Source organism: Blautia stercoris, assembly GCF_054657695.1.
In genome coordinates this window covers 197,713-223,925 of record NZ_BAAHYF010000003.1, presented here as the reverse complement: position 1 = coordinate 223,925, position 26,213 = coordinate 197,713, and the positions used below count along the sequence as shown (strand labels likewise).

The following is a 26,213-nucleotide window of genomic DNA, read 5'->3' as shown; positions in this document are numbered from 1 at the left end:
TTTCCCCATACCCTCGACCACAACCAAAGATATGTGTATTGGTTCCCATTTGCATGGTCACAGCGTGATGCTTTTTCATCACTTGCTTTCACAGCTTACTGTGAATTTTCTATTTTTCCTACGGAACCTTTATACCAGAAAGGAGCATTGAATGACACGACCACAAAAAGAAACAGACATGAAACGAGAACACCGGGTAACCATCCGCCTGACAGATACAGAGTTTTCTATCATAGAAAATGTAGCAGCACAGGCAGAAATGAATATTTCAGAATACATGAGAACTCAAACCATGGAAGGAAAGGTAAATGCACGATTTGAAATTGTTGCTGATGTCGATCAGATTAAAAAACTAATCGGTGAGTTTGGTAAGATCGGCAGCAACCTAAATCAGATTGCCCGATATTTTAATCAGGGTGGAATCCTCTCTTCGGAAATGAGAAATGAAATCCGAAAGTCTCTCCGGGATATTTATGAAATGAAATATGAAGTAATGAAAATGGCAGGTGATTTTCGTGGCAGTAATTAAACACATCGCAAGCAAAAACTCTGACTATGGAGAATCGGAACGGTATCTTATCTTCCAACACAACGAGTATACACAAAAACCGATTCTTGATGAAGAAGGGCATATGATATTGAGAGAAGAATATTATCTGGACGGTCTGAACTGTAATCCATTCTCTTTTGCATCTGAATGTCAGGAACTGAACAGCTACTATCACAAGAACAAAAACTTCAATGAAATAAAATCCCATCACTATATCATCAGCTTCGACCCAAAAGACAGGGATGCATGTGGATTGACCGGTGAACGTGCCCAGCAACTCGGATTGACTTTTGCAAAGAAAAACTTTCCCGGTCATCAGGCTTTAGTCTGCACTCATACCGACGGTCATAACGAAAGTGGAAACATCCATGTGCATATCGTAATTAACAGTCTCCGTAAATATGATATACCACAAGAACCCTATATGGAATTTGACTGTGAATCAAAAGCCGGATATAAGCATCATCTAAGTACTGCCTATCTTGCCCATCTAAAACAGGAAGTCATGGATATGTGCAAAAAAGAAGGGTTGCACCAAGTTGATCTGCTCACTCCTGCTGAAAGAAAAATCACCGAAAAAGAATACTGGGCACAACGCCGGGGACAGGAAAAATTAGATAAGCTGAATCAGCAAATGAAAGAAGATGGAATCACACCAAAAGAAACTCGTTACCAGACAGAGAAACAGTTTCTCCGGGATGCTATTGACGATGTTGCAAGCACCGCCAAATCACCAGAAGAGTTTGCAAAAATCCTTGATGAAAAATATCATATCATCTTCAAGATCAGCCGTAACCGATACAGCTATCTTCATCCAAGCAGAAAAAAATATATCACTGGACGAAATCTCGGAACACGATATGAAGAGGATTTTCTATTACAGGCATTTAAGGAAAATTCAAAATCGCTCTCTGATAGGAAAATGGAAATTAAAGAACCGCAAATTCCAAATACTACAAAAGATTTGCAGACGACACTTTCTCCTGATGTTCCCGATATTCCTGTACCGTTCATTTTCATAAAATCAAATCTCCGACTTGTGATAGATTTGCAGACCTGTATCAAAGCACAGCAGAGTGAAGCCTATGCTCAAAAAGTAAAGCTCACCAATTTGAAGCAGATGGCTCAGACTGTTGCCTACATACAGGAACATGGATATGACTCTCTTGAAGATTTCCATATTGCACTTGACCAGGCATCCGATCAGACCAGTGCCGCCAGAAAATCTTTAAGGGATACAGAACAGCAACTTAAAGATGTGAACGAGCAAATACATTTTACTGGACAGTACCTTGCATACAAAAACGTATATGCCGACTACCGCAAGAGCCGCAATAAGGATAAATTCTACGAAGAACACCGAGCAGAGCTTTCTCTTTATGATACAGCTCTCCGAACACTGAAAGAAAAATCTGTCGGAAATAAGCTGCCTTCCATGAAAGCCCTCTATGCTGAAAAAGACCGACTTATTGAATTGCGAAATATGCAACGGGAAGATTTTTCTAACCGCCGGAATTATGAACGGGAGTTTCGTACCGTGTCTGCCAATATTGATATGATCCTTGGGAAGAATCACGAGCAGGAACAGCAAATTGAGAAAGAGCAGAATTTATAAATTTCCTGTTTTCATGCTTTCTAAAAAGAGGTATTATATAAAAAACGCAGGAGGTATATTCAAATGAAAGCACATAAATATTGGTCACTTGGTGCATTGGCAGCCATGATTGGAACCTTTTATACCGGCTATAAAAACATGAAATCAGCTCACAAATATTTTGCTTGCAGCTCTCTCCTCTGTATGATTATGGCTATCTACTCCGGTCATAAAATGATTTCTGGTAAATCCAGAAAAAAGAAAGAGCCTGTTTCTGAGAAATTTTCTGAATAATCAGAGAAATTCTCTCTATGAACTCTCTTTTCTATTCATACACTTAATAGCTATATACTGTATACATTAAAAGAGACTCCTTCTATAAAATAGATAAATCATACAGGAGCCTCTTTTTCAAAAAACATTCTTATTCTCTAATCTTACTTTAACCTAATTTCATCTTGTTTATTTTTCATAGTGTGTAATTTGTAATTCTTTATACGGTATCACAACATCATTGCGAATGCCTAAACAAAATTCGCTATACAACTCACCACGCAAACATTCCATTCCAATATTCAGCAGCCATAGGTTCATATATAATAATTTAGGATACGAATCTGTGTCTGGATATATACCTTTATAAAATTCTTCATATGGCAAAACTTCTCGCCACTCTTCTGAATATCCATTAATATATGTAATGTCATTCAAATTGACATAAAAAGAAATCATATCAAATCCGGTTACCAGCTCACTCCACTTATTTCCAAGGCAACTATGCTCTCCAAAATTTTTTCTTACAAACGAGTCTATTGTATACAAGATTTCTGGATATTGCTTAACAACTGAATAATCAATCATATCATTTTCTGACGCTGCATAATAAAACGCTTCAATCTCTCCGTTATCATGACATAACTTGTTTCCTAAATTACTTGTAGAATCAATTTTAATTACCTTTTCATGTAACTGAAATGTCAATTTATCTACATCTATGTGAATACCTTCTCTTTTCAAGAAACGTACCAAAAAAGATTCTTCCCTTTTAAGTAACTCCTTAAGAGACATTAAGCCCATTGTTTCTAACAATTTTTTGTCTGGATATTTGCCTATCAATTTGCACTTAACAAACACTCCATCAAGGCTATGAACATCTGGATAAATATTATATCTTTCAAAAAAAGCTGACAGGAAATCCTGTTGATCACCAAATTCCGTCATCAACTGAATAATGCTAGTTTCTGACACCTTATATACCTGCGATATGCCTTTAAGTAATAATCCAGGATTCCAAAAATCAAGTTCTACTCTTCTCATTAAATATGCTCCTTATTTGCCTTTTGTATATCATCTGTGCATTATATATAATAACAACTTCAAATAATTATCAAAATCTATTGTATTTACTCATTAAACCTTCAATCTTTTCCCCATCAAGAAAAATCAAATTATTCTTCATTGGATATTCCGTTATACCTTCAATTATCTTTTCCACTGCATTTTGTGTAAACTTTCCGGAAATAGCAATAATAACTTTAGATACTCTTACCTTTGCTCTTGAATATACATCATAATATGGCATTGAAAATGAATCCTTCGCTTGTTGAATCAATTCGTTAATCTGCCCCTGTGCCCCACCAGAAACATCTCCATATTTTACCTGAACACCATAATACTCGTAATCATCAAACTCTGTTCGTCGTGCAAATGTAATATCCTTTCCAAATTCTTTGTTTCCATGATTGTATTTTACGTTTACAAACCCCAGTTTTCTAAGTAATGGAAGTAATATCTTAACAGTAAACTCATTTTCTTTTTCACAATTTTCTATTTTCTCAAATGGAGATCCTAGCGTAATATCAGTTGCCCCTTCTATTTCACCGTATACTTGCTCCATATCACTCAATAATTCGTCTATATCATCGACATATATTTTCGTACTATAAACTAAATGTATATAAGCCCCATCATCATCATAACTTTCCAGCAAAACATCTCCTACTTCTCTTGAACGTTCTTCGATAATCTCCTTTTTTGTCTCCATATATAATTTAAGACCTATTGAGCCATCCCAATATTTTCTGGTTATAAGTTCATCATAAATAACCTGAAATTCATTCCTACCAATTTTTATAAAACTCATAGGGACAGATACCGTTATCATTGACGAATCTTTTGACTCACATACCTCAATTTCTAAATCATCTGGTATGTCCTCAATCTGCAACTGCTTCAATACAGCCTTCGGAATAACTGCTCTTCCTTCTTCTTCAATAAATTCTTCTCCGTCTATAATCAAAGAACACATACCATCTTCAATATTAGAAAATAAAACTGAAGCCATCTCTTTACCTCCACTCTTACAAAAAGTTCAATTCAGACTCCATATATACTTTATGATGCCTACCACTCACTACTTAACAGCTTACCATACCTTTTCCATTTTATAAAGCTATCCCAAAAGAAAATACTATCCTGCATACCTTTATAAAAATTATTTTTCTTTCTGCTCAAAATCTTGATATTTCTTTCATTAATGGATATAATAACAGAAAAGAAGCGTATTATTACTATTTTGTTAATGGAGGTGTAATATGTCTAACTTATATCAGTACCTTACAGAAAACTATAAAGAAAATGAGCCTTTTTTTCTTTCTGATATACAGATTGAAGGAATGACGGGCAATAATATCCGTCAGCAGCTAAAAAAATTGACAGATGCTGAAAAGGTAAAACGTTTTGACAAAGGTATCTATTATCTTCCCAAGAAAAGTATTTTCAAATCTGGTTCAAAACCTACATTGGAAAAAGTTCTGGAATATAAATATCTGCGTGACAACGACAGACGGTGCGGTTACATCAGTGGATTATTATTTTTCAACCAAATGGGACTTACTACACAGGTTCCTATGCAATATGAAATCGTATCAAACAAGGCAACCAATGAATACCGGGAAACTTCTCTGGCAAAGTCCCGTATCATTATCAGAAAACCAAAAGTCCCTGTAACAGAAAAAAATTACATGGCTTTACAGTTTCTCGATATGTTAAAAGACGTGGATGTTTATTCAGAAATGTCTGGAACTGATTTGCAAAAACGTCTTTATCAGTATATGCGTGATGCTGGTTTGGAAATTTCTGATCTGGAATCTTATTTTTCATATTATCCCGATAAACTTTACAAAAATCTAATAGAAACGAGGGTGATCTATAATGGCATACTTGCATAACAATAAAGACCAGTTCCAGGATGCAATCGAACTGGCTTATGAACAGACCGGCATAATTGCACAGGCAATAGAAAAGGATTATTACGTCACCATGCTCCTTCGCCTGCTATCTGAAAAGATGCCTTACATCGTCTTCAAGGGTGGTACCTCTTTAAGCAAATGCCATAAAGTTATAAAGCGTTTCTCGGAAGATATAGATATTACAATAGATACCCAGATTTCACAGGGACAGAAGAAAAAAATAAAACAGGCAATCGTTTCTTCTGCAGATGAACTAGGTATGAATATTGAAAATCTTGATGAAACGAGAAGCCGTCGGGATTACAACCGCTACATTATCAGTTATGACTCCGTACTTCCTTTAGCCAGTGATGCTTTAAATCCTGCTGTATTATTAGAAACATCTTATACTGCGGTTTCTTTTCCAACAGTAATATTACCTGTTCACAGCTATATTGGTGATATGATGGATAAAGAAGCTCCTGATTCTATCGAAGAATTTATGTTGCTGCCATTCTCCATGAAAGTACAGGGCATCGACAGAACACTGGCTGATAAGGTTTTTGCCATCTGTGATTATTATTTACAAGGCAAAGTTCAGAAGCATTCCAGACACATATATGATATTTACAAACTTCTTCCGCTTGTTCCTCAAGATGAAACTTTCAAAAATCTTGTACATGAAGTAAGAAGTATCAGGGCACAATCTCCAATCTGTCCATCAGCTCTTCCAGATGTAAATGTTCCGCAATTACTTGAACAGATTATTGAAGAAAAAGCCTACAAGAACGATTATGATAATTTAACTACTCGGCTTTTAGAGGAACATCTCTCTTACGAGGTGGTAATCAATTCCTTAAAAGATATTGCCCACAGCGAAATCTTTAGATAACGCACTATCATAAAATATCCGTTCTAACAAATGCAAAGCCCTCTCCTTTTCATTTGAAGAGGGCTTTTACTTTTGTGTTTCTACATCACTCACAAGATGCTAAATCATTTTACTCGTCTCAGTCTAGGTTTATTCATTTCTTCCATAACTTCTTCATAGACTTTTTCTGTTACTCGGCTAATTAATTCTTTATGATAAGCATCCCATCCACCACAGTCTTTTATTCTTTTTAGCTGAGCTGCACCTCCTCCTAAACGCTTTCCGTTTTTTCCGTATACACATAAATTTTTTTGTGACATATAGTGCCACCTCCCTTAATTTTTATTTTCAGAACTACTTACATTCTGCTTCTTTATTATAGCATTTTTTATTTTTCATATCAGGGAATGAGTTTTTTAAAAAATCTCATGAAAACAATATTCCATATGTGTTAAGCAACTCTCTGTTTATATCATATATAAATTCCAAACTTGTTTGAACATCATAAAACAAATATAATTTTAGCAACAATTCATACAACTTTTTTTCAAGTTCTATTTTTTCAATATATCCCTTCGATAAACCTACTTCTCGAAAATATCCTCTACTTATTTTTTCCCTAATGAACATGTATTGACTTTGCTTTGAAAAATCTGGAATAGAATCCCCATTATTTTTTGCTTCTTCAAATTTATTTAAATAATCTTTCACTATACGAGAAGCTTTCCTTTTTTTATAAGAGGATTTACTAATAAATATTTCTCTAAAATAAACCTTTAGATCTTGTAAGCAAAGTGAATAGTTATCCCTCATTCCATATATATTCATAATATCAATAAATTTTCTTACTACTTCTATTTTTTTGTTATATTGGTCTACTTTGTATCCTTCTGTAATAATATTTTGAACTTTTTTAATGTCTTCTTCTTTTATAAAAACTTTAGGTGCTTTCCATTTTTGAGGAACCGTTCCAAATAGTGAGGAATTTTCATCCATTTCTTGTTTTAGAATTTGTTTAATTTCATATTCTTCATAAAATTTACTACGATGAGTAACATACATTGAAAAACAGCTTGTAACTCCTTCTGCATTAAGTTGAATATTATTTGCTTCTTTTTCTGTTATCCACTTACTCTTTTGTCTTTCCAATTGTTTATTTATCAATATATTTAATTCTTTTATTTTGTCTGATATTTTTTTAATTGCTACTTTATCTTCTATATTACAGTTACGAATTATTTTATACACCATAAACTGTAAAATTACATTTGCAACATAATCTATGTATTCTTTTATATATTGCTCATTGTCTATTTGCAATCCCAGCATTTTAAATAATGCTCTTTCTCGATAATATAGCTCAAGAATGTTTTCATTCATCTGTAATAAATCCTCTAAAATTTTCTTTTCACTCTCTGGAGAAAATCTGATTATATAACGAGATTGTATTATTTCATTTGATAAATCAATTGGAGAATACCCATCAAATTCTGCTTTAAACATTTCGTTATTCAAAATATCATCATTTCTGTATACAAAATTCATATAGCATCTATCAACATCTGTTTTCTTCATATTTGCCATAATTTGGCGTTCAGGTAATGATGTCATTATGAAATTTAAAAGAGTAAGTTGTTCTTCTTTAACCATATAATCAAATGGGAAATTAGAAAACACAGATTTTGTTTCATGAATTTTGCTTACTAAGTTTCGTACTCGTTTTTCCTCACTTTCATTATCTCGTATTCCATATTTGTCTATATATTCTCTTATTATATTATTCATCTTTACCATCTCCTATCCAAGTTATTATATTAATAGTTTTCCTACATGATAGCCTCTGTATTTTATCTTTCATTATATCTATCATAGATATTCTTTTCAACAAAAATGGCCCTGCCACATGTGTAGCAAGACCACTTTTGTCACATACTATTTCTTCTTCCTCTCCATATCATCCGCCATAGTTTTCTGCTGTGTCTGTTTCTTCCCTTGTTTTGCAACTTTCTTCTGATTGAGCCGGAGCCTGGCAAGTACGGATTCTCTTGGTTTATCTTTATCTTTTTTCTTACGAACATTGTTCATCAGTCCATCAATCATATTGTAATTGGCTTCTTCTGCCATCTCCGCACTGCGAAGATATTCTCCATTGTCCATGACCTTCTGCCAGTTTGCCAGCTCTGGTTTCTTTTTCTGCTGTTCTGGTGACTGCTGTATCTGATTAGACTGCATTTGCGATTGCACCTGCTGTTGTCTTTGCTGTTCCTGTTCTTTTGCTGCCTGTTGCTGCATGAAGTTCTGGATGTTCCGTCTGGCTTCTTCATCAAAGCCATTGTAACAGTCATTCATGACTACGGCACCTTCCTCACTGAGAATCACATAGGCTGCTCTTGTTCCATACTCCTCATGCTCCATCAGAAACCATTTCTTCTCGTTCATCAGGATGTAATCCTGTGCAAGCCATGTCCCTTTCTTTCCTTCGATTTCATATCCGGTCGTATCAATGGAAAGTCTGGTATCGGAAGAACTTTTGATTGCGAGAAATTCCGGAATGATGATAAAACCATCTTTGTTGACATAGTAAGCTGTGGTTTTTCCATCATCGGTAATGACGATCACATCACTGCAACCGATGGAATGACCTTTGAAGTTCTTCGGTCGTTGCTTCTGCAAGCGTGTTTTAATGTCAGCCGGAGTTTCCCCCGGCTGGATTCTTCCAATATACACCTGCTGATAGTTTTCTATCTGGACTGTTCTTCCTTCGCTTTTCAGTTTCTCGTAAGAACGGAAACGGACATCCCGGTACTCTGGGGTATCTTTTACTTGATATACCGCACACTGACTTGTACTCATTCTTCTTCCTCCTCTTCCAGTTCCATTTTATATTCTTCCAGATCCATAAGAAAAACCTCATAGCCTTCATCACTCATGCAGAACAATTTTCTTATGGTATTGCAGACAAGCCCGATCATCTCTGCATCGCCTTTCAGAAAAGGAATGATATGGTCGATTGCCTCCATCGTGTCATCTCTGTTTCCTTTATCAAACATTGCGGTTACTAAACATTCATCCGCATCAAAGTTCATCGCCAGATCCATCATAATTCCACTTCTCCCTTCTTATGTGTCTTGGATTTCTCTGTTGTCTTATTCTGCTCCTGTGCTTTTGCCCTTGCCTGAAAATCTTTTAAAGACTGCAGCACAGATTTCTTCACTTCACCTTTTGCTCTGCTTGCAGGTTCCGCCTTTTGTGGCTGGCTCTGACTTACAGATACCGGTTCCTGCTCTGACCTTCTGTCTGCCGAAACCGCAGAAGGTTTCTGTTCACTTCCTATTGCTGTTTCTGCCGCATGTTCCGTTTCCTGCACCCTTCCATGCTTTTCATCCAGATACTTTTCCATGTCTGTGATTGCTTTCTGCACCAGAGGGCTTTCTTTATAGTGTGGAATCATATCTATCAGATCACGCCGTATCCGGTCTGCACTCATCAACTCATATTCCCCGGAATAATCTTCATCACCATCTTGCAGATCAAATCCGATTCCTTTGATTCCATGCATCCGTTCCGCTGGGATACTCTCATATATTTTAATGGCTTCTTCTAAAGTGAGGTTGTTATGGTACTCTCCCATGACCGGAAACTCCATGCACTCTGCGACATAAAAACTGATTGTGGCTTCTGGCTGTTCCTGCTCCGGCTGTTTGTCAAAGATAGAAAATCGCTCTGTATCTTCCAGACGGGAAAGTAAAGAACGGGCAGTTATAACATCGCTGTCTATATCGGATTCCTCGGATACCTCAAGCAGCCAGTCCTTGATAGTTTCTGTTTTCTTATTCAAAATATCCTCCGTGAGTTTTTCCACCTGTTCTTCTCTATTTTCAACTGTATCGTTATACTCATAGGTATCAACGTCATAACTAAAATTATCCAGGTCCGCAGCGAGCTTTTTAATCTCCTGCTGGTCAAGATACTTTTCAGATTCTTTTATATACTCTGCCAGAGTGATTCGCTCCTCTGCAATCGGGTTAATGTCCACCCGGATTCCTGCCATCGCTATGCCGGATTCATTTAAGGCATTGAAAAAGCTATCTTCTCGAATATCACCTTTATAAGAAAGAACCACATCAAGGTCAGAATCTTCCCGGTAAAGGTCTTGTCTGCTTCTGGAACCATACACTCTTGCAGCGAGCAGCTCTACCTCCTGTTCCATTCCCATATCTTCTAATACTGCCTGTGCATGATACAGGACACCTCTTTCTACTTCTGCCCTGCTCAGACTATTTAATGCCAGTTCATTTCTTCCAATCTCAGAAGTCGCACGAAGTTCCCCCTCCTGCAATAAATCTTTAGAGTGCTGGATCGTCATTTCTTCAAATTCTTTATAATCCACTTTGACACATTCCATGTCATCCATTCTTTCACTTTTAAGGATTTCATAAGCAGCTTCCTGAATGGATGCGTCTGGATTATCGTAATCATCACCCTGGATTTCATGCAGATCAGAGTCATAAAAAATAAACGAATATCCTTCTTCTGTTGCCTGTATGGTCAGATACCCTTTACTCCTGGTAAACTGCATTGCGATTCCTTCATAGGTTTGCATTGCTTCTTCCCTGCGAAATCCTTCAAAAATACTTGCCGGGCAATTCTTTTCTAATTGTATCCGCTGCATCTGTTCTTCCTGAACTTCTTCCACATCTGCCATCAGTTCTTCATAATCCACTACTTTTGCATCTTCCAGTGAGTACCCTTTATCTTCTAAAATATCACTGGCAGCTTCATCTACATAGATTGTCGGATTGTCATAGATTCCTCCATCATCCTCCTGATAATCTTCATTGTAAAATGTATAATCATAGCCATCTTCTGCGGTCTGGATTGTAAAGTATTGTTTTCCAATCTGATATGCAATCTGTACCTCATTCCAGTCCAGCATGTTTTCCATTTTATTTACCGCTTCATATATTTCCGGATTCAGCCACCCTCCGATCTGTTCATACGCATGGGTAAGCCGATCTATTCCGTTTTCACATCGGATAAAATCCATGCTTTCCTGCATCGTTTCCGTATTCTGAATACCAAGCACTTTTTCCTGATGGTTGGGCAAACGTAAATACTCCTGCATCGCTTCATCCAGTGATTCATACCGGTTTACTTTTACTACACCTTCTGCATTTACATCTTCCATCACATAAAAATTATCAACGTAATGGATCTCTGGCATTTTTAACTTTATGCCTTCCGGCAGCTTCACCTCACTGACTGCATAGAAATTAAACCGGACATCCGTTCCAGATTCATTTTTTCCTGCTATCGTTTCTTCCCAGGTATCTTTCTGTACTGCCTGTATTTCTTCGATTGTAAGTGTCTGTCCACTCCGCAGGGTTACAACAGAATCTTTCGGAAATTCCGTCAAGTCATAAAGTGTTGTTCCATTTTCCTGCAAATATTCTGAAACTGCTTCCAATGCTCCTGCGTCAAACCCGTTCCATAAGTCCTCCGCTACAAGCTGTCCATTTTCTGCTACGATAATGCCTGCCACATCGGAGCCAAATTCATCATGTTCCATTAAGAAAAACTTCTCCCCGACATATTCCTTTTCCTCAACCGTATGCCATGTCCCGTTATGTCCTTCTGCTTCATATCCTCTTGTCTCTGCTGTGATCGTCACTTCGTTTTCTCCTATCGCCTGTTCTATCCTCTGCATCCGGATCTCAGCTCTTGCCATGTCGATAAACCCATCTAAAACTGCCGGGTGGCTTTCGATCACATAATCCAGGTTCAGATTTCTGCCCCGGCTGATATTTTCCGGGACTTCGATATGCTCCGCCCAGTCTTTATTCTGTCTGGAAAATCTTCCATCATGGGAAAGTTCCCGGATGGTATTTGCCATAACAAAGTTCATACGTTCTTCCCCAAAGCGTTCCACGACTTCTTTTGCCGCATCCTGCTTTAAGTGCAGCCCGTCAAAATTCTCCCGGATGGCTTCTTCGATTGCTTTCTTACAGTCCAGGTTTAACTTTCTGGAATCCAGATAAGCATCCACATCCCGTTCTCCCATTGCCTGTTCCAATGTTCCTTTATAAACTGACGGATATGCCCTAACGGAATTATGTTCCAGCATGTTCATTCTCTGCTGGACAAACTCCGGAAGTTCCTGAAATCCAAAAGAATCTACATAATAGGCTGTGATCTCTGCACCCCTGTTTATCACAATCACATCACTTACCGATAAAGAATGACCACGGAAATCTTCCGGTCGGTCAATGTTAAAGCGTTCAAAAATATTGTCTAATGTGATCGTTGGCATCCACGGTGCTGCATAAACCATCCGGTAATCCTTTCCGTCAATGGTATAGCCCAGACTCTTTGCGGATTCCATTCCCATAAACTGATAGGTATGCTCATCTCCGCTATCCATCTGATAAATGGCAAACCTTCCGCTTTCTCCACGCAGAAGAAGTGTCTCATCAATCTTTTCTGCACTCTGCTGTTCCAGTGCTTCCTGTTTTGTGGCAGAGGCTTCTCTTTCTTTCTGGACTTCCCATTCTGTTTCTGTGATTCCAAAGATACCGTCATATCCAAGGATCTCACTTTCCGTCTCCACAAGCATCTGTTCTGCCCGTTGTGGATTCTCTGGATTTCCGTGTAAGATATAAATTTCTGCCCCTCCACGGTACAGTTCATATGCCCGGTCTTTCGTAAGCGGGAGCATATGGTCTAACTGGATTCCTGCCTCGTGCATTTCGGTAAAACCGATCATGCCATCCGGAAAATTGTCGATCTGTGCCTGTGTTTCATTCATAAGGCTTCTCGTATATTCACTTCCCGGCCTGCGGATTGCGGTCATCATACGGTTCACCAGTCCAAGCACTTCGTCTTTGTCATCCATCTTATATGCAAAATTCACAATAAGATTTCTCTGGGAATCTGTGAAATTTCCTGTATTGGCAGCTTCTGCCGTTTCAATCAGACGGTGGGCATACTGCATGGCTGTTTCTTCTTCAATTTCCGGTTCTTTCACTGGGAAGTTCGCCCTTGCTGCCTGGATCACTTCATACACCAGCTTTGAACCGGCTTCATCGTAAGATTCCCTCATATCCCATACCAGGTCATTCAGTCTTTCCACCTGTCCGGGGAAGGTTTCTGCATATTCATTTACAAATGCCTTTTCTTCTTCTGAAAAAATATTTCTTGGAAACTCTGCTTTTTGCACCAACATCTCTGCCTGCTCTTTCGGAGAAAGGTCAGAAAAATAAGTAACGCCTGTGTCCGCATCATATTCCACATCATAAAAATCAATCGGATAATTTTCTCCGTGTCCACTGCTGTCATAGAGTGGTGTGACGGCAGCACCTTTTTCTTCCAGAAAACTTTCCAGTGGTTTCTCATTTTCCTCTATCTCACCACTTTCCAGAAGGCGGACGTATTCACCCACATACTGCTCTAATTGTTCCCTGCTCATGTTTTCGATCAGATCATAAGTAAACTCGGAACCCATACTGCCTGAAAGATGCAGAATTAAATCTTCCTTATGAAAAGTATCCCGAACTGGTCTTTCCATTTCCAGCTCGTGCATCTGTGTCTCGATATTCTCAATGACTTCCGCAGACGTTTTCCGGATGGTATCCATAGATGCCCGGAGTGCTTTCATATCCTTGCTTTCACACCAGCTGGCGATATAGGTAAAAGAGTATTCGGAAGTATCCAGACCAAAGTGGTTGCAGACAATATAGGCAATACTTTCTGCTTCTACTTCTTTGGTTGTCCGGTCTTTTAAAATCCCTTCCGCATCCATTACTTCCCGGTCATGCAGCAATGCGTGGCTTACTTCATGGACTCCGGTTTTCATGGTCTGGAGATTACTCATATTTTCCTGAATTGCGATATACTTTTCCGTCTGATGATAATAGCCTTTTGTTTCCCCTTCTATCTCCATTATGCGGATTGGAACAGGGGAAATGTTCTGCAATGCTTCCATGAACGTGTCATAAAACTGTACACTCCCGGTAAGTTCCGGTACTTCCAGTTCTGCAATCGGCTCTCCCTCTGTCTGGCTGACATCAAATACCGTTGTCACACGGAACCTTGGAATGACCATCTCCACGATCTCGGTTTCCGGCTGACCGTCATCCCCGATCACTGGCTCTTTTGTTACAGGGTCAATCTTTTCAATCTCCTGTTTCTCACGGATGGGTGCCGGTGCGATGATCTGGATTCCTTTTTCCCCTCTCTTTACATGGCGGTTAAACTTCTTCTGCCACGCCTGATACCCTGCCACCAGAGTAGCCTCCGGTTTCTGCATGGTGATCAGAAGGGTGTTATTAAAACTGTAATTATGGAACTTGGACATGGTATTCAAATATTCCGTATACCGTTCCGAAGTAAAAATCTCCTTTACGCCCTGTTCCAGCCGTTCCGATATTTCCTTTAACTGTTTCTCTATATTATTTGCCATATAAAAAATCCTCCTTTTGGATTTCTCCCGCCAGAAAATATCCTGACGGGAAACTTTTTATAACTCCTGTTCGTGTTTCTTCTTTGCTGATTTCTGCATAGTCGGCTGCTGTGGTGCATTTTGCTGTGCTTTTTCCTGTTTCAGACGGTCTACAATGGAAGGCTTATGGGGTTTATCTGCGATTTCCGGCAGTTCCCGTTTCTCCACAGATTCTCTTTTATTGCTTTCCGAACTCGCTTCCCTGCCAATATCCTCATCTGCCATGATGGTTTCATTTCCCTTCTCATCCATATTTAACAGGGCATTTAATTCGGACAGCCGCTCCATCTTTTCATTCAGCTCTGCTTCTTTTGGAAACGGCTTCTTTACTTCTTCCTGTGCCGTCGCAAGCTGCTGTTGTACCGTTTCCAGTTTCTGTTCACTCTCTGCCAGCTTTTTCTCGATAGAAGAAAAAGCATTGTGAATACGCTGGATATTTCCTGCCGGGTCTTTTCCAATCTCCAACTTGTAAGAACATTTTCCTTTGACTGTCAGTTCAAACGTATGGGTAAACGCATTAAAGGTTGCAGATAAACGAAATCCATGATATTCCCCGACTTTACCGCCGGTACTGACTGTCTTTAATCCTGCACAGGCTGCAAGCAAGGCTTCCCCAGCCTCCTTTTTATCTGCATAATTGACATTCCCTACGTTCATAACAAAGGCGTCATTATCCTGTAAATCCACGCTTTTTATGACCTGCAAGTCTGCCTGCATCCCGGCAATCCGTTCCTTCAATGCACTGATCTGTACTGGGAAATTCTTTGCAATATCGGATTCCAAGCGGTAGATCTGACTGGTATGGTTCGCCTTTAAGAGCTTTAATTTACTGACCTGCACATCCAGATCCATCTTTTCCTTGATATACGGATTTCCTGTGGCAAGTGCTTTAATCTCGGCATAGGAAAGTGCCGTATCATCCACATCCTCACAGGCCCTGACTGGGGATTTACTGGTCATGATCTGGCTGATGAACTTCTGCTTGTTCTCTAAAATCTGCCACATGTACGCATCAAATGTATTTTCCGTAACGTACCGGAAAATCTTTACCTTCTCGTTCTGGTTTCCCTGTCGTAAGATTCGACCTTCCTGCTGTTCCAGATTGGACGGCTTCCACGGACAGTCCAGATGGTGTAAGGCAATCAAGCGGTCCTGCACATTGGTACCGGCACCAAGTTTCGGAGTGGAACCCATCAGGATTCTCACCTGCCCGGCTCTTACCTTTGCAAAAAGGTCTGCTTTTTTTGCTTCCGTGTTATATTCATGGATAAAAGCAACCTCCTCTTTCGGGACTCCTCTGGCAACCAGCTTCTCCCGTACATCATCGTACACATTGAAACTGCCATCCCCTTTCGGTGTGGACAGGTCACAGAATATCAGCTGTGTTGTCCGGTCTGCTTTTCCTTCCTCCCATACCTGATACGCATTTTTTACGCAGGTATTGACCTTGCTTGTTTCATCGTCCGGAAGAAGTTCATTTAATAGTCTCTGGTCAAGGGCACATTTTCTTCCATCGTTCGTGATTTTCAACATGTTATCCTCGGTTGGATTCACTAAGCCTGCCCTTACGCTCTCTGCACGTTCCGAAAATGCCCCGACCATTTCCTGCTGTTCCTCGCTTGGTTTTAAGACTTCATTGATAAACTCTGCTTCCGGTACAGGAAGGTTCAGCATATCCGATGTCTGGATGTCCGCAGCTTCCTTAAATATGGAGATCAGCTCCGGAAGATTAAAAAAACGGGCAAACCGTGTTTTCGCACGATAGCCCGTTCCTTCCGGTGATAACTCAATGGCTCTTGAATTATAGGTACATTATGGAAATTTAATTGATTTCTCCAACGAACTTGTAGAAAATCCTGATATTCTGGACTTTCTCTCCGTCGATGGTCTGAGGTTCAGATACCTCAATCTTTTCGATAAGACGATTTACTATGGCTGTGGTCAGCTCTTTGATCTCTGCACATTCCACCATTTCATTGGCAAGCTGTTCCGCTTTGCAGGTGCTGTCCTTCAGATTGTCAGCCGTAGTTTTCAGTTTTTCAATTTCTTCGGTTGTTTCTTTCTTTTCCTGTTCAAAATGAGTGGACAACATCCGGAACTGCTGTTCTGACACAAGCTGCTTTGTAAAATCCTCATACAGCTTGATGAACTGTCTGTCCGATTCGAGGAGCTTTTTCTCCAGTTTCTCCAGCTTTTTCTGGATATTTTCCCGGTTATTCGCCGCTGTCGTATCCATCTGCCCCAATACCTTCCGCATGAATTTCTCCCTGTTTTTTATGACCCTTTTTGCATGGGTCTGGATGTCCGCAAGTACAAGTTCCTCCAGATCGTCCGCATTGATGCGGTGCTGGCTGCAGAACCCGGTTCCCCTCACACGGTAAATGCGGCACTGGTAAAAAGTCCGTTCAATGACTGGCTTCTCCTTATTCCTGCCATCGGTATGCACCATCAGGGTACTTCCGCAGTCGGCACATTTTAAAATGCCCCGGAACTTATTCTCATACCCGGAAGTACAGGGCTTGACTTTCGTATGACGGTCAAGGATTTCCTGCACCGTATCCCATGTGTGTTCATCAACAAGTGCATCATGGTCACTGGGAATAATGGTACGCTCACTCATGGGGATATACCCCCTTGTTTCCTGCTTGAAATGCTTCTTATCATATTTCTGCACCCAGAAATAGCCTTTGTAAAGCGGGTTTCGTAAAATCCGGATGATGGTCTCCTGTTTCCAGTTATAGGCATCATCTTCTTTTACCAGAAACTTTCCGAAGTATTCCGGCTTATAATATGCCGGCTTTGGGATTTTCTGTTCATAAAGGATTTTCCCGATTTTATTGTTTCCCATTCCCTGAAGTGCAAGCTGGAAAATATAACGGACGGTTGGTGCGGTTTCCTCATCGGCAATCAGGTGGTTTTTGTCCTCCGGGTCTTTCTGATACCCGAATGGTGCGTGTGTTCCCATGAATTTTCCCTGGCTTGCCCGGATGTATTTACCTGACTTCACCTTTTTGGAAACATCCCTTGAATAAAACTCATTAAGAATGTTCTTAAACGGGGTAATATCCATCTCCCCGCTGTTTGCAGAATCCACACCGTCATTGACGGCGATATACCGTACCTGATGTTTTGGGAAAAATACCTCGATATAAGCGCCACTCTCCAGATAGTTCCTACCTAGCCTTGAAAGATCTTTCGTGATCACACAGGTAACTTTTCCTGCTTCAATGTCCGCTATCATCTGCTGAAAGGACGGACGGTTGAAATTCGTACCGGAATAACCATCGTCTACATAAAACTGATAATTATAAATCCCCAGTTCCTCTGCTTTTCTTGTCAGGATCGCTTTCTGGCTCTGGATGCTCATGCTCTCGCCCACGTTGCCGTCATCCAATGATAATCTTGCATAAAGTGCTGTCCATGTTTCTCTGATTTCTGTTGTCTGCATATTGACCTCCTGTGGTTTCTTCAATATCCAGTGACAGAAATACGCTGTCTTTATTATAGCGATTCCTGCCACCTCCTGCAACTGCTGATTTTATTTTTCCGGTGAAATCTGCATCTTTTCTCATCCCACCTTTTTCTGATTTTCCAGCTTCTCCTTTACATTCTGTTTCGCCGCTTCTTCACTAACGGCAGTCAGTACCTTTTCCATGCTCTCCTTGCCGGAATAAACATGTTCCACCACATAGCGGATCGGTTCTCTCCGGCGGTTCCCTGCTTTTCTCTGCATAAAATCCCTCCATAAATACCAATGCTGGCAGAGGATTATCCCTGCCAGCACACCAAATGTCAAACTATTGTTTCTGTTTTTCGTAGTCCTGCAATCTTTACTCATTGCAATCTCCTTTCTGCCTGCCGGGGGACATCCCGGCAGATTTTCCTTAACGATGTATAAATCTAAAGTCCCATTTCCTGACGTTTCTTCTTTTGCTCCTGCCCCCTGTCCATCTTTTCATGCTGTCGGCTCTGGGACTGGTCTTTGTTCTTCTGCTCCCGCTCATCTATCTTCCGGTTATGACGAAGCAACTCCACATAGGCAAGATTGACGGTACTCCTGCCGTAACGTCTGGACTGTTTCTCGTATTCCTGTGTCAGCTCTTTGATCTGTGCTTCCCACTTTTTCGGTGTGAATTTTTCTCCTTCCCGAAGAAGTTCATAGACCGGAATACGGAGTTCTTTCGCCGTTTCCAGTTCTTTCTTATGCTGGCTGTGATAAACTGCCTGTGCGATTCCTTTCTTCTGCAGATATTCATTACGGATGGGAATGTATGGAGCATAGGCGGCATAAGCCTCTGACAGTTCCTTTAACCGCCGGATTTCCCTTCCATCTCTGTTGCAGATTTCCTCTGCTTCTTTCTTGGAAGCTTCTTGCTGTACTGCAAAGGTTTCCAGTGCTTCAAAGCTGTCAATGCCTTTTTCTTCCACGAACCTCCGCACGTTTTCAATATCCATCAGTGCTGCACGATTACTTACCTTTTTTAAATTCGGTGCCTGTATCAGCGGCAGATGAAGCCTTCCAAATGCTGCAAGAATACATTCCAGCATTTCCAGAACCTCATTTTTCATCGCTGCAAATACGCTGACTTCCTTTGTACCGGAAGTTTCTTTCTGTATCGAACCAACTGCCGTCTGTTCTGCTTCACCTTCCTGTGCCGCAGGGATGTCTCCTGCCATTTTTCCTGCTTTCTTTTCTGCGGCATTCTTTGCAGCTTCCGCAGCTTTTTCCTGTTCCCATTTCTCCAAATTTTTCACACTGTTCCATGCAATATCATAGAACATCCTTGCCCTTTGCAGCGTCTGGTTATGCTCCATGATTGCCCGGTTCGCATCCCCTTTTTCGGTACGGATGCCTTTCCTCTCCAATGCACTGGCAATCGGACCTAAGTGCCTGGTCGGCTCCTGCTCCAGTCCCAGCTCTTTAAAAGAACGGTGTTCCCAGTACTCCGGCAGTCCGATCCGGTCATTCACCACATTGATGGTGTCCGTCAAATCCTTTCTCCATTTCCGGGAATTACCTTTTTCATTCCAGTCATTCACATCTACCGCCCTGCTCTTAAATCCCCGTCCGGACTTATTGCGGATTTTATTGCCGTCTTTATCAAGGATATATTCCTTTCTCTGCTTGGCTCCCCACTTCCCGTTTTCTTCCACCGGGCGCAGGGTGAGCATAAGATGGAAATGCAGGTTATGGATGCCATTTTGATTAACAGAATCATGGATTGCCCAGTCCGCACACATCCCTTTGGAAACAAAATTCCGCTGCACATAATCCCGCACCGTTTCTTCTGCCAGCTCATAGCTCCAGTCATTTGGAAGTGCTGCTTTCAGTGTCCGGCAAAGCTGGGCATTTTTCTGTTTCTCATTCAGCTCCACAGAGTTCCACAGCACTGCCCTGTCCAGCCATTCCTCCGGTGCATATTCCGGGAGATTGATTTCACAATGCACCAAATCTTCATGGTATTTCGGGCGATACGTTTTCCCGTCATACTCGCTGACAAGAACACTCCTGCTGATGTAAGAAGCTGCATCTACCGCCGACTGCCCTTTGCTCCGCTTTACAATGCTGAACCTTGTGCTGGCATATTTCGTGCGCATACTCACAAAGTTCCTCCCTTACCGTAAAATAGAGGGCTGCAAGAAAAGCCTTTGCAGATGGACGAAAGCCGGGTGTGTTTTCCGGGTTACGGGCAGATGCAAAGGATACAAGGGGGTAGGAAGCGCAGCGGACGGAGGGGAAAGGTTATTTCCCCTCTTGACTGGTGCAAGGCAGGCAACGCCCACCGCAGGTGCCCTCGGAGAGCGCACAAGACCATACGGAGTGTGGTCTATCTGTGCGCACCCCATAACTGGGGTGAACCCATACTCCCGGAGATACTGCTTACACTCCCTGCGAAAAACTGCCACCCGCAAAATCTTTTGAATTGGCGTATCCGCCGCTGTTTTCTTTTGTCTTCGTTTCATCGGCGTGACCGCCGTTTCTGTCTTTTTCATCTTCCATCTCATCCGCATTTTTCTCCATCCTTTTTACGTTTTCCACCGCCTGCCTGCACTCTGCCGAAGCAAGAGCCGCTGACAAGATCACATTCAGTTCTTTTTCTTCATACTGATAACATTCCGGGAAATACTTTGCAACAATGCCGCCCATCAGATATTTATGATGGTTCTGTGCTTTCCTGCGTTTCTCATTCTCCTTTTTGCGCTCTGCCTCATATCTTGCCTTTGCCTGTTCCAGATTTTTCAGTGCCTTATCCATTGCAGCACTGGTTTCATTCCTGTTTTTTATCATGTGTTTATACTCCTTTTCTCATTTTTCTGTTTGATTTTTTATTTTATGGCATAAAAAAACAGCCTGAACCTTTTCCATGTCCATAGCCGCTCTCCTGCCATTTGGTTTTCTATTTTTCTTAATTTCCGTATTTTCACGGACAGCTTTCTTCCTGACACAGAGCTGTCACCTCTGTGTGCGGTTCTTTCATAAATTTCCCGCATTTTTATGGCGGTTCATTTCCTGCATCCTCTGCCTTGCCCATTGGCTGTGCTCCTCGTTTACCTTTCTCGGTTTCCGAAGATTGATGAGGTGTTTTTCACAGGAATAGGTTTTACTCACTTCGGTCTGCTCTACCACCTGGTAATGCTCCGGATAAGCTGCAGCCAGTGCATCCAGTTTTCGCATCATCTGCGGGCTGGCTGTATAAATACTGGCTTCCTGTTCATCATTATTAAAATTGATAATCGTTTCCTGCTCATACTTTGTCAGTTTCATCTGCTTTTTTCTCCTTTCCGGCTCCCGCCTGTTTTGCTTTATTTGTATGCTGTTCCATCCACAAAGCCAGCTTCTGCTTTGTGACAAGTTTCCGCCCTCCCACCTGCAAGGTTGGAAAATCCGGACGGTTTAATAGCTGATACGCTCCTGCCTTTGAAATAGAAAGGGCCGATGCCAGCAGTTTTGCATCCAGCACGTCCGGCAGCGTTTCAAATAATTCTTTCCCCACAAAAATCACCCCCTGTCCGGAAATGGGTAAAAGAAAGCAGCTATCGTAAGGATAGCCGCCGATGGGATGGATGGATTAGAATGTTTCCAGATATTTTTGATATTCTTCCGAGATAAAATCCTCATAACAGTCTGCAATATGGCGGATTCTTTTCAGCACCGCACCGTGTGTCTTATAGCCTACAGCTTCCGCAATCTCCTGTAACCTATGCCCCTTCATTTTCATTTCCAGAATCTTTTTATCACGTTCGGAAAGCCCTGCAGCAAACTCCGCAATCTGAAGCTCTGACAACACCGAATTTTCAAACGCACTCCTTGTATCCGGAATATCAAAGTCTATGCTATTTTCTTCTGCATCCTCTGCAAGCTGCTCTATGGATACCGCCTTTTTCCTGGAACGGCTGTGTTCCCACGAACGCATGAAGTCCAGTTTTACCTGACTTCCCCTTTTATCGAAGTCCTCAATGGTTCGGTTGTTCCAGATTTCATCGATCATAGGCTGCCAGTTCTGTTCCTGTATAATTTCCGGCACGAGGGTACCGATCAGGTTGCCAAACTGCTGATAAGTAAGCCACGGAAGTTCCGTTCCCTCCGGCACGTTGTAAAGCTGCTGGAAAGAAAATCCGCTGACCTCAAATTTGTCACGCAGGAGCGGAAGCATAGAGTAAGAGAGCCGCCACAACGGAAAGTCCCCGGAATACTGCGCCGCACTGCCGGGTATCTCCCGGTAGCCGCCTTTTTGATATGGAACTTCAAAATACTGCCATGCGCTCCATGCCACACAATCCCATACCAGTTCCAGAAATGTATCATTGTTTATCATACTGTCATATTTATCCGTCCGCAGCACCTCATAAGGGCAGCGTGGGAAGTTCAGATAAACGGGACGTTTGCTGACAAACTCCTGCGGCAGACTATAAAATAATGTCAGCCATGCTTTGCCGCTGTTCTTTGGAATTTTTATCACCTGTCCCTGCTTCATTTCAATGATTTCTCCATTGTCATTCTGCTTCTGTTCTTTTACATCTTTCATCCAAAATCACCCCCCTACTGATACATGGCAGAAGTCCCATTAAAATGTTCCAATATTTTTGAATATTTTTGAAAAAGTTTTTTCTCTTTTAAATTTCACAATCTGTCCGTTATTTTCTAATATTTTTCTTCTGCTGTCCATCTGTTTTCAGCGGACATAAAAACAGGCGGTACCCAATCTGTTTGAATACTGCCTGTCACTATAATCTTTTTGTATATCCTATGCGTTTTCCCGCAGCCACCGATTGATGATATACTGCCAGTCCATTCCATCCTGCATGACACGCAGAACTGTAACTGTTTTCACTGCTTCATCCACAGTATAAAACAGCAGATAGGATTCACACGGTTTCATGTAAATATCATAACCACGATACCGGAAGCCTGTTGTATTATACCCGGTCGGAAATGTATCAAGTGCAAGAACCGCTTTTTTAATCTTTTTGGAAAAGTTTTCTGCATATTCCCGGTACTTAAATTGCTGAAGGATATATTTCTTTTTTTCTTTCACATCCAGCTTGCCGCTCTGGGCAATGACAACTTTGTATTTTTTGTTTTCCATCCGTACCCCTTATACTGCATCAATTTCTGCCCATGCTTCTTCCACTGTCTGCACTCTGCCATTTTCCATATCGTCAATGGCTTCATCCAGCTTTGACAGAAGGACATCCATTGCATCGTTGATCGTATAAGTTGTTTCACGGGATTTCGTTGCCTGTGCCAATGCCATAACCATCACCCTTTCTTAAAATAGCACTCATGTTTCTGTCTTTATCATACCACGAACCATCAGAAATATCTATCATTTTTTGACAGTCACACAACACTGGATCTGATTTAATTATTCACACATTTTTTCATTAAACTTATAACCAACTCCCCACACAGTCTGAATATAGACCGGATGACTCGGATCATCCTCTATTTTTTCCCGAATATGGCTGATATGGCTCATCACAATGTTGTAATCACCGGAATACGGTTCCTGCCAGACCATATCATAAATCTGTTCTTTACTGAATACCCTGCCGGGATTTTGAGCGAGAAGCTGGAGGATTTCAAACTCTGTATAAGTCAAGGCAATTTTATCATTATTCCGCATAACCTCTCGTCGCTCTAAGTCAAGCATTATTCCCTTGTGTTGTAAGTTCGATTTTAGATTCATTTTTTGAAATATAAATTTTTCTCTACCAGCATCCAAAATGGAAATAACAGATTCTATTAAATTTTCTTCATCTCCATCAAAAGATAGCAATAAAATTTTTCCTATACAGCTCACCTCATATTATTTCATGCTATAAAACACTATAACTTTACATTCACTTAAACCAAATGATACAATTTCCCCTCATGGATTTTAAGTACCACATCTGCAGCATCAGCTATTTTTTTGCTATGTGTTACGACAATTACACTTTTTCCCATTTCATGCGCACTTTTCATCAATATCTTAATAATTTCGTCTGCAATTTCTTCATCCAGATTTCCTGTAGGTTCATCTGCAAGCAATACCTTCGCAGGACTTGCTAATGCTCTTGCAATAGCCACTCGCTGCTGCTGTCCTCCTGATAACTGTAAGACCTGCCGTTTCCAGTCTTCCCTCGGTATTCCAACCGCTTCCAAAATTTTCTCTATGTCTTTCTTTCCACCCAGCATCACATTTTCTTCTGGAGTCAAATAATCTATCAGATTATAATTCTGAAAAACCAATGACATATTTTTCTTTCGATAGTTGTGTAGTCCTTTTTTTCTTATATTTACCCCTTCATAATAAATTCCCCCATCCGTCGGAGAATCCAAACCTGCCAAAAGCGATAAAAAAGTTGTCTTACCGGAACCACTTGGTCCCAAAATGGCATACATTTTTCCTATCTCAAAGCCATATGATATATCATCTAAAACTTTTTTGCCTTTATTCGCCTTATAGTAATAGACAACATTCTTTGCCTCAAGAACAATGTTTCCTGCATTTTTACTCATTTCTATAACCTCCTACCCCGTTATTCAGCTCATTTCACTTAATATCTGCTTCGGCCTTTTCTTCATTATCGTGATTCCTGCTACTAATACTGCAATAATCAAAATACCTGATATCATCCCAATATCCATCAGAACCATTTCTTTCGTTATATGAACCTCCACATCTTGTATTTTTAAATCCGGTGCAATATATCCATCTATATAGGTACCAGTATTTTCCTGTTCCTGCTGTTCTAACCTTAAGGTCTGCGTTTCTTTCGCTAAATATGAAGCTGAAGTCTCTGCAATAATTGGGGAAATTGCAAAGGATAACAACATCCCTATAATACTTATCATTACTGCTTCCCATAAAAACTGTACCCATATTTCAAATTTGCACTTTCCAAGTGACATCATAATTCCTATTTCTTGCGTACGATTTTTTATCCAAAACAGAAAAACTAAAACTAAAATCACAAGACCTGACACTGAAACTATTAGTAATAATCCCATACTCATCTGATCCATCTGCCCAAAATTTTCTGTCATATTTTTAATATTTCCATTATTATCAATTAAGTCATATCGTGACCAATCTATATTCGCTTTCTGTACAGACTTTTTAACTTGATCGTACTTCCCTGCATTTTGGACTTTGAATATAGCATACTGATAGAAAGGATTTCCTTCATTTCCGGATGGTTTTTCCGGGAAACTCATATCCGTAAATATTGTATTTTCTGGACGATAAGAATCCCCATACATAATAGATTTTCGTTCTTGCTTTGTTTCATAAATTCCGATAATCTCGGCACTGTATATTGTGGAATGTTCTTTGTCATGGTAATCATTAAACTTTAATAAGTTCCCAGTTTTTAAATGGTTTAGTTCTGCCAATTCTTTCGAGATGACACAAACATCCCTGTCATCTTTTTCAATCATTCTTCCTTCAATCAGTGAAATCTTACCTGCAGATACGTCCATATCCATTTCCATTATGCGATTACCTCGTAGGTTGACACCGCCTACATCCGTACTTTGATCCATATCTGAATCTTCTATTCTCGAAAAATTGACCGGATTCACAACAGTTGCTATTGTTATCAAATTATATTCCTCAATCCCCTCCACCTGAGCTATTTTTTTTACATCATCTTCCTTAACCGTCTCAAATGAGTTATCTGTAACTACCATATCCGCCCCATTTTCTAACCATTTATGAGTAACTCCTCCATAACTGCCCTCCCGATCACCCAGTACATCCATTGCCTGATCTAATCGCTTTCTCCTATTCTCCTCATTTCCTTCTATGCGAAAGGTAGCCCCTATTGCCTGTCTTGTAGCGTCTTGTGTATAAATACTTGCTGAACGGCTTGCCATAGCACCTAAAAATAGGCCACTCATAACAATTACAATAAACAATAGAATAATACTTTTTATCGGTTTTCTTAACACTGAACGTACTCCTCTTTGTAAAACATTCATG

The 26,213-nt window shown here is 40.4% G+C and carries 26 protein-coding genes; 5 read left to right on the top strand and 21 right to left on the bottom strand.

Annotation, left to right across the window (positions count from 1 at the left end; genetic code table 11):
* The first annotated feature begins 151 nt into the window (after positions 1 to 151).
* The 3 genes from ACYQ2D_RS17090 (at position 152) to ACYQ2D_RS17080 (ending at position 2,438) form a co-directional block, all read left to right on the top strand.
* Entirely contained in the window at positions 152 to 529 is a 378-nt protein-coding gene (locus tag ACYQ2D_RS17090) for a plasmid mobilization protein (protein ID WP_459786329.1), read from the top strand.
* Entirely contained in the window at positions 516 to 2,165 is a 1,650-nt protein-coding gene (locus tag ACYQ2D_RS17085) for a relaxase/mobilization nuclease domain-containing protein (RefSeq protein ID WP_459786327.1), read from the top strand. The genes ACYQ2D_RS17090 and ACYQ2D_RS17085 overlap by 14 nt, the downstream gene beginning before the upstream one ends.
* A gap of 63 nt (positions 2,166 to 2,228) precedes the next feature.
* On the top strand, positions 2,229 to 2,438 hold the full coding sequence (locus ACYQ2D_RS17080; RefSeq protein WP_459786326.1) for a DUF6219 family protein: 210 nt from the start codon (positions 2,229 to 2,231) through the stop codon (positions 2,436 to 2,438).
* Positions 2,439 to 2,606: 168 nt separating this feature from the next.
* On the opposite strand, the gene ACYQ2D_RS17075 is transcribed toward ACYQ2D_RS17080, so the two are convergent.
* Together ACYQ2D_RS17075 and ACYQ2D_RS17070 are read right to left on the bottom strand one after the other, a co-directional pair.
* Positions 2,607 to 3,461: a hypothetical protein gene (locus ACYQ2D_RS17075; protein ID WP_459786325.1), complete on the bottom strand. Its 855-nt coding sequence runs from the start codon at positions 3,459 to 3,461 to the stop codon at positions 2,607 to 2,609.
* 70 nt (positions 3,462 to 3,531) lie between these two features.
* Positions 3,532 to 4,488 carry a hypothetical protein gene (locus ACYQ2D_RS17070; RefSeq protein WP_459786324.1) on the bottom strand — a complete coding sequence of 319 codons (957 nt, stop codon included), beginning with the start codon at positions 4,486 to 4,488 and terminating at the stop codon, positions 3,532 to 3,534.
* Positions 4,489 to 4,738: 250 nt separating this feature from the next.
* Between ACYQ2D_RS17070 and ACYQ2D_RS17065 the strand changes: the two genes are divergently transcribed.
* Positions 4,739 to 5,374: a DUF6088 family protein gene (locus tag ACYQ2D_RS17065; RefSeq protein WP_118511700.1), complete on the top strand. Its 636-nt coding sequence runs from the start codon at positions 4,739 to 4,741 to the stop codon at positions 5,372 to 5,374.
* A complete protein-coding gene (locus ACYQ2D_RS17060; RefSeq protein ID WP_459786323.1) occupies positions 5,358 to 6,266 on the top strand; it encodes a nucleotidyl transferase AbiEii/AbiGii toxin family protein in 909 nt (302 codons plus the stop codon). Before ACYQ2D_RS17065 ends, ACYQ2D_RS17060 begins: the two co-directional genes overlap by 17 nt.
* Before the next feature lie 104 nt (positions 6,267 to 6,370).
* Here ACYQ2D_RS17060 and ACYQ2D_RS17055 read toward each other — a convergent pair whose 3' ends face one another.
* The 19 genes from ACYQ2D_RS17055 to ACYQ2D_RS16965 form a co-directional block, all read right to left on the bottom strand.
* Positions 6,371 to 6,565 (bottom strand): hypothetical protein, encoded by a 195-nt coding sequence (locus ACYQ2D_RS17055; RefSeq protein ID WP_459786322.1) that lies wholly within the window; start codon positions 6,563 to 6,565, stop codon positions 6,371 to 6,373.
* A gap of 106 nt (positions 6,566 to 6,671) precedes the next feature.
* Positions 6,672 to 8,030: a hypothetical protein gene (locus ACYQ2D_RS17050; RefSeq protein ID WP_459786320.1), complete on the bottom strand. Its 1,359-nt coding sequence runs from the start codon at positions 8,028 to 8,030 to the stop codon at positions 6,672 to 6,674.
* 147 nt (positions 8,031 to 8,177) lie between these two features.
* Positions 8,178 to 9,098 carry a YodL domain-containing protein gene (locus ACYQ2D_RS17045; RefSeq protein WP_459786319.1) on the bottom strand — a complete coding sequence of 307 codons (921 nt, stop codon included), beginning with the start codon at positions 9,096 to 9,098 and terminating at the stop codon, positions 8,178 to 8,180.
* Positions 9,095 to 9,346 (bottom strand): transposon-transfer assisting family protein, encoded by a 252-nt coding sequence (locus ACYQ2D_RS17040; RefSeq protein WP_459786318.1) that lies wholly within the window; start codon positions 9,344 to 9,346, stop codon positions 9,095 to 9,097. The genes ACYQ2D_RS17045 and ACYQ2D_RS17040 overlap by 4 nt, the downstream gene beginning before the upstream one ends.
* Positions 9,343 to 14,703: a DUF3849 domain-containing protein gene (locus ACYQ2D_RS17035; RefSeq protein WP_459786317.1), complete on the bottom strand. Its 5,361-nt coding sequence runs from the start codon at positions 14,701 to 14,703 to the stop codon at positions 9,343 to 9,345. The genes ACYQ2D_RS17040 and ACYQ2D_RS17035 overlap by 4 nt, the downstream gene beginning before the upstream one ends.
* 57 nt (positions 14,704 to 14,760) lie before the next feature.
* A complete protein-coding gene (locus ACYQ2D_RS17030; RefSeq protein WP_459786316.1) occupies positions 14,761 to 16,416 on the bottom strand; it encodes a hypothetical protein in 1,656 nt (551 codons plus the stop codon).
* Between the two features lie 148 nt (positions 16,417 to 16,564).
* A complete protein-coding gene (locus ACYQ2D_RS17025) occupies positions 16,565 to 18,190 on the bottom strand; it encodes a recombinase family protein (RefSeq protein WP_055056598.1) in 1,626 nt (541 codons plus the stop codon).
* Positions 18,129 to 18,314, bottom strand: a complete 186-nt coding sequence (locus ACYQ2D_RS17020) for a hypothetical protein (RefSeq protein WP_055056597.1) — start codon at positions 18,312 to 18,314, stop codon at positions 18,129 to 18,131. The genes ACYQ2D_RS17025 and ACYQ2D_RS17020 overlap by 62 nt, the downstream gene beginning before the upstream one ends.
* Positions 18,311 to 18,475 (bottom strand): hypothetical protein, encoded by a 165-nt coding sequence (locus ACYQ2D_RS17015; protein WP_155512691.1) that lies wholly within the window; start codon positions 18,473 to 18,475, stop codon positions 18,311 to 18,313. Before ACYQ2D_RS17015 ends, ACYQ2D_RS17020 begins: the two co-directional genes overlap by 4 nt.
* Before the next feature lie 167 nt (positions 18,476 to 18,642).
* Positions 18,643 to 20,340 carry a MobA/MobL family protein gene (locus ACYQ2D_RS17010; protein ID WP_070102272.1) on the bottom strand — a complete coding sequence of 566 codons (1,698 nt, stop codon included), beginning with the start codon at positions 20,338 to 20,340 and terminating at the stop codon, positions 18,643 to 18,645.
* 283 nt (positions 20,341 to 20,623) lie between these two features.
* On the bottom strand, positions 20,624 to 21,031 hold the full coding sequence (locus ACYQ2D_RS17005) for a hypothetical protein (RefSeq protein WP_070102271.1): 408 nt from the start codon (positions 21,029 to 21,031) through the stop codon (positions 20,624 to 20,626).
* Positions 21,032 to 21,217: 186 nt separating this feature from the next.
* Entirely contained in the window at positions 21,218 to 21,508 is a 291-nt protein-coding gene (locus tag ACYQ2D_RS17000) for a hypothetical protein (protein ID WP_055056596.1), read from the bottom strand.
* On the bottom strand, positions 21,489 to 21,737 hold the full coding sequence (locus tag ACYQ2D_RS16995) for a hypothetical protein (RefSeq protein WP_055056595.1): 249 nt from the start codon (positions 21,735 to 21,737) through the stop codon (positions 21,489 to 21,491). The genes ACYQ2D_RS17000 and ACYQ2D_RS16995 overlap by 20 nt, the downstream gene beginning before the upstream one ends.
* Before the next feature lie 75 nt (positions 21,738 to 21,812).
* On the bottom strand, positions 21,813 to 22,769 hold the full coding sequence (locus tag ACYQ2D_RS16990; RefSeq protein ID WP_055056594.1) for a hypothetical protein: 957 nt from the start codon (positions 22,767 to 22,769) through the stop codon (positions 21,813 to 21,815).
* Positions 22,770 to 22,988: 219 nt separating this feature from the next.
* Positions 22,989 to 23,330 (bottom strand): type II toxin-antitoxin system RelE/ParE family toxin, encoded by a 342-nt coding sequence (locus tag ACYQ2D_RS16985; protein WP_459786314.1) that lies wholly within the window; start codon positions 23,328 to 23,330, stop codon positions 22,989 to 22,991.
* A 9-nt stretch (positions 23,331 to 23,339) separates the two neighbouring features.
* Positions 23,340 to 23,498, bottom strand: a complete 159-nt coding sequence (locus ACYQ2D_RS16980; protein ID WP_154108127.1) for a hypothetical protein — start codon at positions 23,496 to 23,498, stop codon at positions 23,340 to 23,342.
* Positions 23,499 to 23,609: 111 nt separating this feature from the next.
* On the bottom strand, positions 23,610 to 24,023 hold the full coding sequence (locus tag ACYQ2D_RS16975) for a winged helix-turn-helix domain-containing protein (RefSeq protein WP_179979061.1): 414 nt from the start codon (positions 24,021 to 24,023) through the stop codon (positions 23,610 to 23,612).
* A 68-nt stretch (positions 24,024 to 24,091) separates the two neighbouring features.
* Entirely contained in the window at positions 24,092 to 24,727 is a 636-nt protein-coding gene (locus ACYQ2D_RS16970; RefSeq protein WP_055056639.1) for an ABC transporter ATP-binding protein, read from the bottom strand.
* A 45-nt stretch (positions 24,728 to 24,772) separates the two neighbouring features.
* Positions 24,773 to 26,212, bottom strand: a complete 1,440-nt coding sequence (locus ACYQ2D_RS16965) for an ABC transporter permease (protein ID WP_055056592.1) — start codon at positions 26,210 to 26,212, stop codon at positions 24,773 to 24,775.
* Position 26,213: the final 1 nt, after the last annotated feature.

What these genes read in the sequence shown, in the direction of transcription:
- ACYQ2D_RS17090 (WP_459786329.1), top strand. Translation starts at nt 152, where the DNA reads ATGACACGACCACAAAAAGAAACAGACATGAAACGAGAACACCGGGTA.
- ACYQ2D_RS17080 (WP_459786326.1), top strand. Translation starts at nt 2,229, where the DNA reads ATGAAAGCACATAAATATTGGTCACTTGGTGCATTGGCAGCCATGATT.
- ACYQ2D_RS17075 (WP_459786325.1), bottom strand. Translation starts at nt 3,461, where the DNA reads ATGAGAAGAGTAGAACTTGATTTTTGGAATCCTGGATTATTACTTAAA.
- ACYQ2D_RS17070 (WP_459786324.1), bottom strand. Translation starts at nt 4,488, where the DNA reads ATGGCTTCAGTTTTATTTTCTAATATTGAAGATGGTATGTGTTCTTTG.
- ACYQ2D_RS17065 (WP_118511700.1), top strand. Translation starts at nt 4,739, where the DNA reads ATGTCTAACTTATATCAGTACCTTACAGAAAACTATAAAGAAAATGAG.
- ACYQ2D_RS17060 (WP_459786323.1), top strand. Translation starts at nt 5,358, where the DNA reads ATGGCATACTTGCATAACAATAAAGACCAGTTCCAGGATGCAATCGAA.
- ACYQ2D_RS17055 (WP_459786322.1), bottom strand. Translation starts at nt 6,565, where the DNA reads ATGTCACAAAAAAATTTATGTGTATACGGAAAAAACGGAAAGCGTTTA.
- ACYQ2D_RS17050 (WP_459786320.1), bottom strand. Translation starts at nt 8,030, where the DNA reads ATGAATAATATAATAAGAGAATATATAGACAAATATGGAATACGAGAT.
- ACYQ2D_RS17045 (WP_459786319.1), bottom strand. Translation starts at nt 9,098, where the DNA reads ATGAGTACAAGTCAGTGTGCGGTATATCAAGTAAAAGATACCCCAGAG.
- ACYQ2D_RS17040 (WP_459786318.1), bottom strand. Translation starts at nt 9,346, where the DNA reads ATGATGGATCTGGCGATGAACTTTGATGCGGATGAATGTTTAGTAACC.
- ACYQ2D_RS17035 (WP_459786317.1), bottom strand. Translation starts at nt 14,703, where the DNA reads ATGGCAAATAATATAGAGAAACAGTTAAAGGAAATATCGGAACGGCTG.
- ACYQ2D_RS17030 (WP_459786316.1), bottom strand. Translation starts at nt 16,416, where the DNA reads ATGCTGAACCTTCCTGTACCGGAAGCAGAGTTTATCAATGAAGTCTTA.
- ACYQ2D_RS17025 (WP_055056598.1), bottom strand. Translation starts at nt 18,190, where the DNA reads ATGCAGACAACAGAAATCAGAGAAACATGGACAGCACTTTATGCAAGA.
- ACYQ2D_RS17020 (WP_055056597.1), bottom strand. Translation starts at nt 18,314, where the DNA reads ATGAGAAAAGATGCAGATTTCACCGGAAAAATAAAATCAGCAGTTGCA.
- ACYQ2D_RS17015 (WP_155512691.1), bottom strand. Translation starts at nt 18,475, where the DNA reads ATGCAGAGAAAAGCAGGGAACCGCCGGAGAGAACCGATCCGCTATGTG.
- ACYQ2D_RS17010 (WP_070102272.1), bottom strand. Translation starts at nt 20,340, where the DNA reads ATGCGCACGAAATATGCCAGCACAAGGTTCAGCATTGTAAAGCGGAGC.
- ACYQ2D_RS17005 (WP_070102271.1), bottom strand. Translation starts at nt 21,031, where the DNA reads ATGATAAAAAACAGGAATGAAACCAGTGCTGCAATGGATAAGGCACTG.
- ACYQ2D_RS17000 (WP_055056596.1), bottom strand. Translation starts at nt 21,508, where the DNA reads ATGAAACTGACAAAGTATGAGCAGGAAACGATTATCAATTTTAATAAT.
- ACYQ2D_RS16990 (WP_055056594.1), bottom strand. Translation starts at nt 22,769, where the DNA reads ATGAAAGATGTAAAAGAACAGAAGCAGAATGACAATGGAGAAATCATT.
- ACYQ2D_RS16985 (WP_459786314.1), bottom strand. Translation starts at nt 23,330, where the DNA reads ATGGAAAACAAAAAATACAAAGTTGTCATTGCCCAGAGCGGCAAGCTG.
- ACYQ2D_RS16980 (WP_154108127.1), bottom strand. Translation starts at nt 23,498, where the DNA reads ATGGCATTGGCACAGGCAACGAAATCCCGTGAAACAACTTATACGATC.
- ACYQ2D_RS16965 (WP_055056592.1), bottom strand. Translation starts at nt 26,212, where the DNA reads ATGAATGTTTTACAAAGAGGAGTACGTTCAGTGTTAAGAAAACCGATA.